Source organism: Streptomyces sp. NPDC107471 (assembly GCF_055582845.1).
In genome coordinates this window covers 140,331-154,974 of the sequence record NZ_JBVJPC010000011.1, presented here as the reverse complement: position 1 = coordinate 154,974, position 14,644 = coordinate 140,331, and the positions used below count along the sequence as shown (strand labels likewise).

Genomic DNA, 14,644 nt, shown 5'->3' with positions numbered 1-14,644 from the left:
GGACTGAGATGAAAGGAGTATCTGTGCATGTCACTTCCTCAGGGGAGTGGGTCGGGCCGGACTCGGTGGGGCTGGGCCTGACTACTGGTAGACGTGCACGTAGTCGACGAGCATGCGGGACGGGAACGGGGTCGATCCGGCGGGCGGACCGGGCCAGTCGCCGCCGACCGCGAGGTTCAGGATCATGTAGTGCGGGTGGTCGAAGATCCAGGGCCCGCGGGTGCGCTCCACCTGGTCCTTGTCGAGGGTGAAGACGGTGCGCCCGTCGACGCTGAAGACGATGCCCCTGCTGTTCCAGTCCGCGGCCCAGGTGTGGAAGTCGTCCGAGAAGTCGGCGGCCTGGGGCAGTTGGTACGGCGAGCCGATCCCGTTGCCGCCGTTGTAGGCGGGGGCGTGCACGGTGGAGTAGGCCGTCTTCACGTCCTTGCCGAGGATCTCCATGATGTCGACCTCGCCGTTGTACGGCCACGGCCGCCCGGTCAGGAAATCGGCACCCATCATCCAGAACGCGGGCCACAGTCCGTTGCCCTTGGGCACCTTGATGCGGGCCTCGACCCGCCCGTAGGTGAACTGGAAGGTGGCGCCCGTGTTCATGCGGGCCGAGGTGTACTGGCAGGTGGTGCTGCCGGTCAGCGGGTCGGGCGGGCAGGACCTGCCGGGGCTGGCCTCCTTGCGTGCCTCCATGACGAGATGGCCGCTGCCGTCCAGCGCGGCGTTCTGCTGGTCGGTGTAGTACTGCAGCTCGCCGTTCTGTCCGGTGCCGGGGTCGGCCCTCCACTTCGACTGGTCGGGCTTCGCGCCGGCGGCCCCGTCGAAGTCGTCGCTCCAGACCAGCCGCGGCGGCTGTGCGGGGTCCGGGGGCAGCGGCGGTGCGGGCAGGGGAGCGCCTCCGGTGCCGTACACCTGGAACTCCCACAGGGAGTAGCCGTAGGCGGTGGCACGTTCGGTGCCGTACATCCGCACGTACCGGCCCGTGCCGGAGACGGCCAGGGTCTGCTTGAAACCGGTGCCGGCCGTGGTCGAGTAGATCGGCGTCCAGTCGGATCCGTTCGGGGAGACCTGGATCTGGAAGGACTTGGCGTAGGCGGGGTCCCATTGCAGGACGACCTTGTTGATCTGCGCGGTCGCGCCGAGGTCGACGGAGATCCAGCCCGGGTCGGTCCAGCCGGTGGTGGAGCTGGTCGCCCACCGGGAGGCGGGGTCGCGGTCGAAGGCCCGGGCGGGGGTGCACTCCCAGCAGTTCTGGTCGCTCTGCGAGGAGGAGGCGGCGCCCGTCCTGCCGTAGGAGAGCAGCGTGTCACCGCCGTTGTCGGAGCCGCCGGTGCCGAAGACCTGGAACTCATACAGGGAGTAGCCGTATCCGGTGGCCCGCTGGGTGCCGTACATGCGGACGTAGCGGCCGGTGGCCGTGACGGGCAGGCTCTGGGTGCCGCCGGTGCCCGCGGCCGTCTCGTAGACGGTGGACCAGGACTCCGCGTCGTTGGAGACCTGGATCCGGAAGGCCTTGCCGTAGGCGGCCTCCCATTGGAGCGTCACCTTGGTGATCGGCACCTGGGCGCCGAGGTCGACCCTGATCCACTGCGGGTCGGTGAAGCCGCTGGACCAGCGTGTCGTGGTGTTGCCGTCGACCGCGCCCTGGGCGGCGAAGGGTTCCTCGGTACTGGAGGCGACGACGGGCTTGCCCTGGGACAACAGGGTCTCGGCGGCGCGTGCTTCAGGAGCGGGCAGGGTCGTGAACGTCAGAAGGGTGGCCACCACGGCGATTAAGAGGCCGAGGCGACGGAGCGGAGGACGCACGGGCGACTCCTCAGTGGGGGTAAGGGTGAGGGAGCGTTCCCTGAGCGCTGAGAATGGGCCGGTGCGCAAGGGCTGTCAAGGCTTTGGTACAAGGGAAAGCGGGGCTACGGACGCGATGTTGGGCGCTCAGGGAACGATCTCGCGAGTGCCGCGCTGAGCACTTCGGGCTCCGGGCAGCGGAACGGAATGCCTCGTGTGTTCTGGTGATACCTGCCGAAGGGAGCCGTCCTGGGCGGGCGTTGACACGTCATCCCGAAGCGGCCATCCTGATGGGAAAACGCTCCCTGGCGCACAGGGCGGGCCGGGCTCGGGCGATCGGAAGGCCATGAAACGACCTACGCTGGCGGTGGTCGCCGCCCGGGCAGGCGTGTCCAAGTCGAGCGTCTCCCGGGTGGTCAACGGTGAGACCACCGTCGCGCCGGAGATCCGGGACGTCGTCCTGCAGGCCGTGCGGGAACTCGGCTATGTGCCGAACGCCGCCGCCCGCAATCTGGTCACGCGTCGCACGGACGCCGTCGCCGTGGTGGTGTCCGACCCGCCCAAGGGCGTGGTGTCCGACGACCCGTTGTTCTCCACCGTGGTGCGCACCGTCAGCAGGGAACTCGAAGCCGTCGGCAAACGGGTGACTCTCCTGCTGGCGGAGTCCGACGAGAGCCGGGCCAGGGTCGAGCGCTATGTCGCCGGCGGCCACGTGGAGGGCGTCATGCTCGTGGCGCTGCACGGCGCCGACCCCCTGCCGGCCGCGCTCGCCCGCATGGGCCTGCCCGTGGCGTCCTTCAACCGCACCTCCGCGGCGGGCGTCCCGTACGTGGCCCTCGACAACGCCGGTGGCGCGAAGCTCGCCGTCCAGCACCTGTTGGACCAGGGCAGGCGCCGTATCGCCACCATCACGGGCCCCCTCGACCTGTTCGAGGCCCGCGAGCGGCTGGAGGGGTACCGGGCGACGCTCCGCGACACCGGGCGCCGTTCGATCGTCGCGCTGGGCGACTTCACCAGGTCCTCGGGTGCGGAGGCCATGCGACAGCTCCTGGAGGACGACCCGGCGCTGGACGCGGTGTTCGCGGCCAACGACCTCATGGCCATCGGGGCCTTGCGGGCACTGCATCAGGCGGGCCGCCGGGTCCCCGAGGACGTGGCCCTGGTCGGCTTCGACGACATAGAGGCCGCCTCCTACACGACTCCCGCGCTGACCTCCGTACGCAGCTCGATGGCCGACCAGGCCACGGCCACGGTCCGTCTGCTGCTGAAGCTCATCGAGGGCGGCCCCCTGCACCCGGTGATCATGCCGAACGAGCTGATCGTCCGGGAGTCGACGTAGTCCCAGGCGGCTGGGCCCGACGGGAACGGCCCCGCGCCCGCCGCTGGGTGCGGCGGGCGCGGGGTGTGAGCGGTGCGGCTCAGCAGGGGTTGACGGTGAGTTTCAGCGGGGTCGTGTTGCGGATGTCCTGGGCGTTGTTGCTGGTGCGCAGGCAGTTGATGGTGGCCTCGCCCAGTGCTGGGCCCTGGCCCGGTTCGGGCAGTTCGTTGGCCCAGATGCCGAAGCCGGACTTGGCGTCCCAGGCGTCGCCGCTCTTGCGGGCTCCGCTGATGGAGATGTCGGTGAAGACGGTGTCCTTCACCGGGTACTCGGCTTGGCCGTTCTTGTAGTTGGTCTGGAACATGATGCCGCTGTAGGTGGGATCGACGATGTCCACGTGGTTGACGCGGATGCCCTGGAAGACCTTCGAGGCGGAGAAGACCCAGATGCCGGGGAAGGTCTGGTTGCCCCAGAAGTGTCCGCCCGCTCTGACGATCGAGATGTTCTCGAAGGTCGTGGGATCGGTGCCGAAGCCGTTCATCGGATAGCCGAAGTCGAGCGAGGAGATCGTGATGCCGGCGTAGACGAGCGTGTCCGCGATGTGGATGTTGCGGAAGGTGTTGTTGTACCCGCCGTAGACGGCGACGCCCGCGGCCCGCCAGGTCAGCGTGGAGGTGAGGTTCTCGTAGACGTTGTTCTTCATGTCGGCGCCGCCGGCGTCGATGGCGGAGAACAGGGCGAAGCTGTCGTCACCGGTGGAGCGGGCGTCGTTGTTGGTGACGAGGTTGTCGGTGGACCCGTTGGTCATGTTGATGCCGTCGGCGAACATGTCGCGGATCCGGGAGTTCTTGATGGTGATGCTGTCGGTGTTGGCGCCCCAGTAGAGGCACACCATGTGTTCGTTCCAGACGTCGTCGATGGTGATGGCGGAGACGTTCGCGAAGTCGAAGACCTTGCCGGGGCCGTTGATGCGCCAGGTGTAGTTGCCGAAGTAGGCGAAGCCCTTGAAGAGCGAGCCCTTGGCGGTGGCGTCGGCTCGGAAGCCGATGTCGGTGTTGTCCTGCGTGGTGGGAGCCTGGAACTGCGTGTACCAGGGGCCGGCTCCGACGACCTTGACGGCCTTGCCGTAGACCTGGAACTTGCTGGAGGTCTGGTAGTCGCCGGGCGGCAGGTAGACGCCGACGAGGGTGCCGGTGGTGTCCATCCGGACCTTGTCGAGCGCGTTCTGCACGTCCTGGTGGGTGAACCCGGCGGGGACGGTGTACGACGCGGGGTCGGGGTTGGCGACCGGTGCGACCTGCTCCAGGTTGACGAAGTCGATGGAGTAGGTGCTCGTGTTCGCGCTGTCCTTTTGGAGGCGGATCTTGCTTCCGGCGGGCACGGTCTCACCGAGCAGGACGTGAGCCTCGTCGTAGATGTGCCGCGGTGCGCCCGCTCCCGGCGAGTTGCCGGGTTCCGCCTCGGCGCCGTACAGCCAGGCGTACTTGGAGGTGAGCGGGACGGCCTTCTTGAAGGTGCCGTCGACGTAGAGGTCGAGGGTGGAGTCGATGCCGCCGCCGCCCGCCGCGTCCGGGATGGAGAAGCGGGTCACCAGGGTGTTGGTGGCGGCGCGGGTGGTGAACTCGACGTACTCACCGGTGGCGTCCAGGCGGACGGCCTTGCGGCCGGAGGCTTCTCCCGCGGGGTCGCCCACGGTGCGGTTGGGGCCGAGGACGGTGGCGCCGCCGCCGGTCGTGCCGTCCTCCGCTTCGTACATGTCGTAGGGCATGTTGGCGCCGCGGCCGACGAACAGGGACTGGGTGGCGGTGTTGTTGTCCCGCTTGACGGGCAGTTCGTTGTCGTCGGCGGCGAGGACGGTCCGGACCGTGTAGGTGCCGTTGGCCGCGGTCCAGGTGCCGAGGGTGACGACCTTGGAGTCCCCGGCGGCGAGGACACCGTCGTGGGAGCCGGTCAGGGTCTTGACGGTGCTGCCCTGCTTGTCGAGCAGGGTGAGGGTCACGCCGTGGCTGCCTGCCGCGGTGGGCTCGGTGCCCTGGTTCTTGACGGTGACCTTGAAGGAGACGGTGTTGCCGGCGGACGGGCTGCTGGGTGTGGTCGTCACCGAGGTGGTGACGAGGTCGGAGCTGGCGACGGGCTTCACCACGAGGGCGGTGGGCCGGGTGTAGGTGTTGTTGGTCTCGTTCTGTTCGATCACCACGCCCGTGTCGTCCGCGACGGCGCTGAGCTCGTAGGAGCCGGCCTCGCGCCGGCCGATGGACGCGCTGACGGTGGTCTGCGCTCCCGCCGCGAGGGCGCCGACGTCGGCGGTGGCGACCTTGGTGTCACCCAGGCGCAGGGCCAGTTTGCTCGCCGCCGCGCTGGTGGGGCCGTCGTTGCGGACGGTTGCCGAGACGGTGATGGAGTCGGACTCGACCGGCGCGGCCGGTGAGGTGGTCAGGCCGGTGACGACGAGGTCCGGGTTGGGTGCGGGAACGCCGATCACCTGGAACTCGGCGACCTGGCCCGCCGGGGCACCGGAGTTGGCGGTGAAACGGAGGCGGACGTCGGCCGGGCGGGCACCGATCGGGATCGTGACGGTGTTGGCGCTCGCCGGGTCGAAGGAGTAGCTCTTGGCGGCCACAAGGCTGGTGAAGCCGGAGGCGCTCTGCTCCCGGCCGAGGACCTCGATGGTCTGGGTGCGGGCCGACCACGCGCTGTCGGGGTTCAGCTTGACGACGAGGCGGTCGACGTCGGCGTTGGCGCCGAGCTTGACGGTGAGGGTGTTCGGGTAGCTGCCGCCCGCGCCCTCCCAGTAGGTGGAGGTGTTGTTGTCGTTGGCGTTCGCGGCGACGAAGGTGTTGACCGTGGAGGACGCCTCGATCGGCTTGCCGACGGCGAGGTTGGAGCCGGTGCCGCCGCTGCCGTTGCGGGTGACGCTGTTGCTGTTGCCGGACTGGTTGCCGGCGGCGTCCTTGGCCCGGACGTAGTAGGTGACGGTGCTGGTCGCGGGCTGGGTGTCGGTGAAGGTGGTGACGTTGCCGGCGACGCTGTCCCGGAGGGTGTTGTTGGCGTAGATGTCGTAGCCGGTGACACCGGTGTTGTCGGTGGAGGCCGTCCAGGTCAGGCGGATCTGGCCGCCGGCCGGCTCGGTGTACGCCAGGTTGGCGGGGGCGGTGGGCGCCTGGGTGTCGCCGGCGTCGCCGATGCGCGTGACGGTGTTGCTGTCGGCGGACTGGTTGCCGGCGGCGTCCTTGGCCCGGACGCGGTAGGAGACGGTCTGGTTGGAGGGGCGGGTGTCGGTGAACGTGGTGACGTTGCCCGCGACGCTGGTGAGCAGCGTGTTGTTGGCGTAGATGTCGTAGCCGGTGACACCGGTGTTGTCGGTGGAGGCCGTCCAGGTCAGGCGGATCTGGCCGCCGGCCGGCTCGGTGTACGCCAGGTTGCCGGGCGCGGTGGGCGCCTGGGTGTCGCCGCCTGCCGGACCGTAGATCTCCAACTCGGATATCTGCGCGGCGGGTTGCTCGGTGTTGGCGGTCACCAGGACGCGGACGTAGCGGGTGGTGGTGGAGTCGAAGGTGATCGTCGCGGTGTTGTCGCTCGCCGCGTTGAAGGCGTAGGACTGGGAGGTTGTCAGGTCGGTGTAGGCGGTGCCGTTGGTGCTGGTCTGGATCTTGAGGGTCTGGCTGCGGGCGCCCCAGCCGGCGGGCAGCTTCAGGACGACCCGGTTGACCGCGACCGAGGCCGCGAGGTCGGCCTCCAGCCATTGCGGGAAGGCGTTGTTGGCGCTCTCCCAGTAGCTGGCCCGGTTGCCGTCGTTGGCGTTGGGTGCGGCGTAGACGTCGGTCTGGCTGCTGGACTTGAGGGTCTTGCCGGCCGCGAGGTTGCTGGAGGAGCCGCCGGCGGCGTGGACCTCGAGCTCGGAGAGCTGGGCTGCCTGCCATCCGGTGTTGGCGCTGATCGCGATGCGGACGTAGCGGGTCTGGGTCGCCGGGAAGGCGATGGTGACGGTGTTGGCGGAGGCGGGGCTGAAGGAGTAGGCGGCGGAGGACTTCAGGGTGGTGAAGCTGGTGCCGTCGGCACTGCCCTGGACGGACAGCGTCTGGGAGCGGCTCTCCCAGGCGGCGGGCAGCTTCAGGACGACCTCGTCGACACGCTCACTGCCGCCGAGGTCGGTCTGGACCCACTGGGGCAGGCTGGAGCCCGCGCTCTCCCAGTATGTGCTCTGGTTGCCGTCGGTGATGGTGGCGGCGGCGTAACCGCTGTTGGCGCTGCTGGCCGAAGCGGTGTCGCCGAGCGCGATGTTGGGTCCGCCCGCGGCGTGGGCGGACAGCAGGGGACCGCCCAGGCCCAGCAGGCAGGTCACTAGCACGGCGCTCAGCCACCGTGGTCTCCAGGAGGGGGTTCTCATCGTTCCTCGCATTTCGGCGGGCGCGCCTCGGGTCCGGGGCGCGGATCGGGAGAGGCATCGGCTGTCGACGCCCGGGAGTTCGCTCTGTGCGGTGATCGGTTCGCGCCGGAGCGGCGGCCCGCGGGGAGCGGGCCGCCGTCCGTCAGGGGGCGTCAGTTCCGGGTGATCTGGAACGTCGAGCCCGGTTCGACGCAGACGTCGCCCTCCGCCGAGCCGGTGATGTTCACATCGGTGAGGGTCGCGCTGCCCCGGGCTCCGCTCATGGCGAGGACTCCGCAGCCGTTGACCGAGTTGTCGATGCGGACGTTGCTCACCTTCACGCTCGGCATCGCGCCGCCCCCTGTCTTGAACTGGAGGCCGTCGTACGTCGAGTCGTGGATCTCGGTGTCCCGGATGGTCACGCCCGGGATGTCGGGACCCTGCGCGAACAGGGTGATGGCGCCGAACTCCTGGGCCTCGCCCCAGAACGCCCCGCCCGTGCGGTGCAGCGCGTTGTTGGCGATGAGGGTCTGTCCCGAGAACGGGATCGGGTCGTGGTCGGTGGCCAGCATGATGCCGGGGTAGTTCATCGTGTCGGAGACGACGTTGTTCTCGATGGTGTTGCCGTAACCGCCGTACACCGCGATGCCGTTGGCGCGCCAGGGCAGTTGGACGGTGTTGTTGCGGAAGTGGTTGTCGTGGCCGACGTCGACCGAGGTGTCCTTGACGTACTTGCTGGCCCACACCGCCAGCGCGTCGTCGCCGGTGTTGCGGAAGGAGGAGTTGTAGACGGTCGAGTTGCGGGTGCCGTTGGTGAAGTTGGTGCCGTCGGCGTAGGTGTCGCGCACCCGCATGCCGGTGAACTCCAGTCCGTCGCCGGGGTTCCAGAGCTCGGGGATGTTGGAGTAGTCGCGGCCGACCCAGACGCCGACGTTGGCGTGCTCGATCCACACGTTGCTGATCTTCGTGTTCTTGCCGAAGCGGCCGTTGAGGCCGACGCCGCCCTCGGCGTTGCCGTCGCCGCCGCGGATCGTGCCGGAGCCGAAGATCGCGATGTCGGAGATCTTGGTGTTGTCGTCGATGTCGAAGCCGAAGTTGCCCTCGTGCGGGTGGTTGATGCCGCCGGCGTTCTGCGGGGCGGTCAGCGTGTACAACTGCGAGTGCCACATGCCGGCGCCGCGGATGGTCACGTCGCGGATGCCGACCTGGTTGTACTGGCCCCGGTTGAGTGGGTCGTCGGTGAGGATCTTCTGTTCCTGGCGCCACTGTCCGGCGGGGATCCACACGCAGTCGATCGTGCCGTTCTGGTCGGCGGTGACGGCCCGCTGGATGGCGTCGGTGTCGTCGATGCCGTCGTTGGGCACGGCGCCGTAGGCGGTGATGGACGTGCACTCGGCCGGTTTCGACGCCTCGGGGGCGACCTGCTCCAGGTCGACGAGGTCCACGACGTAGTAGGCGGCGTCGTCTCCGGAGTCGCGCTGGAGGCGGAAGGTCGTGCCCGCGGGGTAGCTCTTGCTCAGCAGTGCGTTCGCCTCGTCGAACAGGCGCCGGGCGTCGCCGCCGGGCCGGTTGGTGAGCCCTTCGGGGTCGTCGGTGCTGCCGTACAGCCAACTGTGCTTCGAGGACAGGTTCAGCTTGCGCACGAACGTGCCGTCGGCGTAGAGGCTGAGGGTCGCGTCCCGGCCGCCGCCGGCCGCGGCGTCGGGGATGGAGTTGCGCACGACGACGGAGTTGGCGGCGTTGGTGGAGGTGAACTCCACGTAGTCGCCGGTGGTGTCGAGGCGCACCGACTCGCGTCCCGAGGACTCAGTGGCGAAGTTGGTGTGGCCGAAGGTGCGCTTGCGGTCGGCGACGAGCAGGCTGCCGCGGTAGCGTCCGGCTTCCGCCTCGTACTCGGTGTAGGGCACGGCGGCTCCGCGTCCTACGACGATGGAGCGGGCGAAGATGTTGTTGCCCTCGTTGGTCTCGGTGACCGTGTTGGTGGCGTCCGCGGTGGCCGTCAGGGTCGCGCCGCCGCTGGTGGCCTTCCAGGTGCCGCCGATCGTGACGTCGGCCGTGGCGCCGGCGGCGATCGCGGGTGCGGTGCCCCGGAGGGTGCTGCTGCCGACGGTCAGTTGGGTGACGGTGCCGGCGCTGACGGCGGTGGTGCCGCGGTTGCGGACCGCGACGGTGAAGGAGACGTCGGCGCCGACCGCGGGGGAGGACGGGTTGGTGGTGATCCCGGTGACCGTGAGGTCGGGTCCGGGGCTCTGCGAGACGGTCAGCTTCGTGGCCGCGGTCCGGCTGTTGTTGCCGTTGTCGGACTCGGTGACGGTGTCGTTGGGGTCGACCACCGCGGAGACGGTGTAGGAGCCCATCGGCCGTTTGTCCACCGGTACTTCGACCGTGGCGGACAGTCCCACGGCGAGTGCGCCGACGGACGCCGTTCCGGCGACGGTTCCCTCGACGCTGACGTTGAGCGTGCTCGCGGGCGCGGCGGCGTTGCCCGCGTTGCGGACGGTCGCCTTGACGCTCACCGCGTCCGCCTCGGAGGGGGAGGCGGGGGACCAGGTCAGGTCGGTGACGACGAGGTCCGGCTGCGGGGTGGCCGTGCCGAGTACCTCGATCTCGGCGACCTGGGCGCCGGGCGCACCGGTGTTGGAGGCGAAGGCGAGCCGTACGTCGGCGACGCGGCCGGTGACCGGGACGAGGACGCTGTTGCCGCCGGACGAGGGGTTGAAGGCGTAGTCGGCGCGTGACTTGAGGCTCTTGAACGAGGTCTGGTCAGAGGCCCTGCCGAGGATCTCGAAGGACTGGGTGCGCGGTCCCCAGGCCGTGTCGGGGTTCAGCTTGACCCGTACGGCCTCGACGTCGGCGTCGGAGCCGAGCTTGACCGTGAGGTTCGCCGGGAAGCCGGCCGACTCCCAGTAGGTGCCGAGGTTGCCGTCGTTGGCGTTGGCCGCGACGTAGTTCTGGGTCGTCGAGGAGGCCTCGACCGGCTTGCCCCGAGCCAGGTCGCCGGCCTCGACCGGCGGCTGCTCCGGGTCCTGGCCGCCGTCGCCGAAGACTTCCAGTTCGGACAACTGGGCCGCGTTCCAGCCGGTGTTGGAGGCGACCTGGATGCGCACGTAGCGGGCCGTGGCGGTCGGCAGGTCGATGCTGACCGTGTTGGCGGCGGACGAGTTGAAGGTGCGGCCCTGTCCCGCGACGAGCGTGTTGAACGAGGTGCCGTCGGTGCCGGTGAGGACGGACAGGGACTGGGTGCGCGTCTCCCAGCCGGTGGGCAGCTTCAGCGCGACACGGTCCAGGGAGACCGCCGCGCCGAGGTCGACCTGCACCCACTGCGGGAAGGAGCCCGTGGGCCCCTCCCAGTAGGACTGCTGACTGCCGTCCGTCACGTTGGCGGCCGGGTAGCCGCCGAGGGAGCCGCCTGCCGTGGCCGTGCGGCCCAGGGCGAGGTTGACCTCGGCGGGGGCGGCGTGGGCGGGGACGGGGAGCAGTCCGAGAACGGTCAGGCCCGCCGCCAGCAGGCCTGTCCCCAGCCGTCTTCTCAGGTGTGTACGTCTCATGTTGGCCTCTCCGCACCCCGGGCGCGGCACGGGCGTTCCCGCCCCCGCTCGGGCCGGGCCGGCGGGCGGAGGGCGCGCGCGGGGGAGGCCGTGGTGGGGGTGAGAAGGCCGCATGCCGAGGTCCCAGCATGACTTCGTTGAGGGATGGCGCCATCGAGTCGATTTATTAAGTAGTTCTGTGACTCACTTGCAACGCTGAGGTGTCAGGTTTCTCCAGCGTGATGACTTTGTCAACGGTTCCGTCAAGTTCACGACAAAACAGGGTCGTGGAAACGACGACGGCACCGGTGTCGAGACCGCCGGGAAGGCGGTGACACCGGTGCCGTGGGGCTGCGCTGGATCAGATGGCGGGGCTCACTCGACGGGGGGCTGGGCCGTCGAACCGCGTACCACCAGCTCAGGCTCGAAGAGCAGCTCACCGGGGTGTGCCGCGGTTCCCTGGATCTGGGTGCACAGCAGGTCGACCGCCGCCCGGCCCATGGCCTCGATCGGCTGCCGCACCGTGGTCAACGGCGGTTCCGTGCACGTCATGAACGCCGAGTCGTCGAAGCCGACCACCGACACCTCGGAGGGCACGGACAGCCCCCGCCGGCGTGCGGCCCTGATGGCGCCCAGGGCCAGCGGGTCGCTGGCGCAGACGATGCCCGTGACACCCGCGTCCAGCAGCCGCGCGGTGGCCGCTTGGCCGCCTTCCAGGGAGAAGATCGACCGCTGCACCAGGGCGTCGTCCCAGACCGTGCCGACCGCGGCGGCGGCCACCCGCGCGGCCGCCAGCTTGCGGCGCGAGGGCATGTGGTCAGGGGGGCCGAGGACGAGGCCGATCCTCTCGTGCCCCAGCGAGGCGAGGTGGCGCCAGGCCTGCTCGACCGCGACCGCGTCGTCGCACGCCACGCAAGGGAAGTCCAGCCCGTCGATGGAGGCGTTGACGAGCACGACGGGGATCTTCCGCTCCGCCAACTGGTGGTAGTGCTCGTGCGGGGCGTCGGCCTGCGCGAACAGGCCGCCCGCGAAGATGACGCCGGAGACCTGCTGCTGGAGCAGCAGCTCCACGTAGTCGGCCTCCGACACGCCGCCGCGGGTCTGCGTGCACAGCACCGGAGTCAGTCCCTGCTGGGCCAGTGCGCCCCCGATGACCTCGGCGAACGCGGGGAAGATCGGGTTCTGGAGCTCGGGCAGGACCAGGCCGACCAGCCGCGCGCGCTCCCCGCGCAGTTGGGTCGGCCGCTCGTATCCGAGGACGTCCAGGGCCGTCAGGACCGACTGGCGGGTCCCCTCGGAGACACCGGGCTTTCCGTTGAGGACACGGCTGACCGTTGCCTCGCTGACCCCTACCTTCTTCGCCACCTGAGCAAGTCGTCGTGTCATGAACGCAAGCCTAGCGCAAAAAGCGCAAGCGAATTGCGGCGGGAGCCGATTTTTCGCCGTGCCGAAGACGTTCGCCTTGCAGGTCTCGTCGCACCGTCCGCAGCCGCGTTTGCGGACGGTCCTCCGCTCACCAGCGCGAGGGCGCCGGCGGCGGCACCACCGGCGGCCGGTCGTCGCAGGTGATGGTGTTCGGCAGCAGCCAGTCGGCCAGCCAGCCCCCGTCGTTGCCGCCGAGGTCGGTGAGCGTGAACTCCGACCCGCTCGCCGGGAAGTTGAAGGAGCCGCAGTTGTTCACGCCCACCGCGCCGACATTGCGCGCGTCCACGTTCTCGAAGGTCGCGGACCCCTTCGTACGGGCGCTGACGACCGAGTTGCCGGTGCCGTCGACGCGGATGTCCTTGAAGTGCACCGCGGGGATGTCGTAGAGGTCCTTCACCCCGTACTCGCTGACGAGCATGATCGCGTTGTGGGTGCTGTCGAGGTAGTGGTCCCCCGTGACCCGGATGTCGGCGTCGATGGAGCGGTCCAGGGCGTAGAACCAGATGGCGCCCAGGCCGATCCGCCAGTTGAGGTCCAGGGTGCCCGCCCGGACGGTGGTGTTGTCCTGGAAGCGCAGGTATCCGCCGAACGGCTCGGAGCCGAAGCGTGAGCCGGCGTGCAGGGCGCTGCCCTCGCGCACCGGGTCGGCGACGAGGTTGCCGCTGACGGTGTTGTCCCGGCCCCCGTAGACCGCTATGCCGTTGGCGAGTGTCGGGGACTGCACCGTGTTGCGGGAGAAGGTGTTGCCGGTGTCGGCCGTCGTCTGCGACCACATCGCCAGACCGTCGTCGCCCGTGTTGCGGACGAAGTTGTTGTGCACGCGCGAACCCGTCACGCCGGTGTGGAAGTTCAGGGCGTCGGCGATCTGGTCGACGATCACGTTGTCGCTGACGCGGAGGTCACGCATGGGGCCGTCGAACCACATTCCGACCTTGGTGTGGTGCAGGTACAGGCCGCTGACGGTGGAGTCGCTGAGGGCTCCGCCGATCGCGTTGACCTGATCGGTGTCGATGCGTTCCCGGACGTCGCCCTCGATCGCGAAGCCGGACAGATGCACGTTGCGGCTGCCGCCGTCCGCCGCGCTCCTGCCGTACAGCCCGACACCGGTGTGCCGGGACCCGTCGGGTGCGGGCTTGTCCAGGGTGACCTGGCGCCCCTTGAGGACCGTGTACCAACTGCCCGCGCCGACGATGGTGACGTCGTCGACCTCGATGTGCCGGTTGACCTGGAAGGTGCCCGGCGGCAGGTAGACGGGCCGGTCGGTGCGGCGGGCGAAGGCGATGGCCCGCTCGATGGCGGGTGCCGCGTCCCGGCGTCCGCTGGGGTCCGCCCCGAAGGTCCGCACGTCCACGCCTGAGCGCACGGTCCTCGGCGCGCCCACGAGCTGGGTGTCGAGCAGGTCCACGACGGTCCAGGCCGCGCGGCTGCCGGCGGGCACCGTCAGCCGGACGACGTCACCCGCACGGTAGGTGCGGCCGAGGCGCAGGCGCTGCTCGTCGAAGAAGTGGGTGGGGCGGAACGGCTTGTCGATCCGCGGGGCCGGCGTGGTGGCCGACGGCACGCAGGAGCACTCGGCGATCCACCAGTCGGGGTGCAGGAGGTCGGCGTCGGGATCGTTGGTGAAGGGGTACTGGTTGTAGAGCCAGGAGTACTGGGAGGTGAGCGTCATCCTCGCGCGGTTCCGGCCGTCGAGGCTCACGTCGAGGGGCGCGGTGATCCCGCCGCCCCCGGGTGCGTCGGGGATGCTGTAGCGCAGGTTGAGGGCGTTCGCGGCGCGCGGCAGGACGAATTCGACGTACTGTCCGGGGGCCAGTTTGACGGCCTTGCGCCCGGACGCCTCCGACGCGAGCGTGTACGGGGTGCGGTCGGGGCCGATGACGGTCCCGTTCGTGGTGACGTTCTCGGCTTCCTGCTCGTCGAAGTCCACGTCCGCGCCGCGCCCGGCGACCAGCGCCGGATCCAGCCCCGCCCGGGTGACCACTGGACGGGCGGCGGGGCCGTCGTGCGACCCGCCGGGTGCGGCGGTGGCCGTGGTGCCTGCCGCCGATCCGAGGGTGAGAAGCGCGCAGAACACGGCGGTGGTTCTTGCGCCGGTGCGTGCGCGGACGCGTCTGGAGGACATCGGAACTCGCTTCTGTCGAAGGGAAGGGCGTGGAACGACGCCTGCGGATGCGGTCGGGAGAGTCGTGCGCGTCTCAGCCGGGTCGGGCCGGGGTGTGGTGCCCGCGCGCC

The 14,644-nt window shown here is 69.8% G+C and carries 6 protein-coding genes; 1 reads left to right on the top strand and 5 read right to left on the bottom strand.

All coding sequences use genetic code 11. From position 1 onward, the window contains the following. Positions 1-81: 81 nt before the first annotated feature. Positions 82-1,764, bottom strand: coding sequence for a discoidin domain-containing protein (locus ACZ66S_RS32500; RefSeq protein WP_469905256.1), 1,683 nt, complete (start codon positions 1,762-1,764; stop codon positions 82-84). A 358-nt stretch (positions 1,765-2,122) separates the two neighbouring features. Here ACZ66S_RS32500 and ACZ66S_RS32495 point away from each other — a divergent pair, with 358 nt between their 5' ends. Then, complete coding sequence (locus ACZ66S_RS32495) at positions 2,123-3,115, top strand: LacI family DNA-binding transcriptional regulator (protein ID WP_469905137.1); 993 nt, start codon at positions 2,123-2,125, stop codon at positions 3,113-3,115. A gap of 79 nt (positions 3,116-3,194) precedes the next feature. Here the strand turns inward: ACZ66S_RS32495 and ACZ66S_RS32490 are convergent, their stop codons facing one another. From ACZ66S_RS32490 to ACZ66S_RS32475, 4 genes are all read right to left on the bottom strand, one after another. After that, a complete protein-coding gene (locus ACZ66S_RS32490; RefSeq protein ID WP_469905136.1) occupies positions 3,195-7,481 on the bottom strand; it encodes a discoidin domain-containing protein in 4,287 nt (1,428 codons plus the stop codon). Between the two features lie 152 nt (positions 7,482-7,633). Further along, a complete protein-coding gene (locus tag ACZ66S_RS32485; protein WP_469905135.1) occupies positions 7,634-11,008 on the bottom strand; it encodes a CARDB domain-containing protein in 3,375 nt (1,124 codons plus the stop codon). Positions 11,009-11,362: 354 nt separating this feature from the next. After that, a complete protein-coding gene (locus ACZ66S_RS32480) occupies positions 11,363-12,373 on the bottom strand; it encodes a LacI family DNA-binding transcriptional regulator (RefSeq protein ID WP_469905134.1) in 1,011 nt (336 codons plus the stop codon). 127 nt (positions 12,374-12,500) lie between these two features. Then, complete coding sequence (locus ACZ66S_RS32475; RefSeq protein ID WP_469905133.1) at positions 12,501-14,534, bottom strand: glycosyl hydrolase family 28-related protein; 2,034 nt, start codon at positions 14,532-14,534, stop codon at positions 12,501-12,503. Between the last annotated feature and the right edge of the window lie 110 nt (positions 14,535-14,644).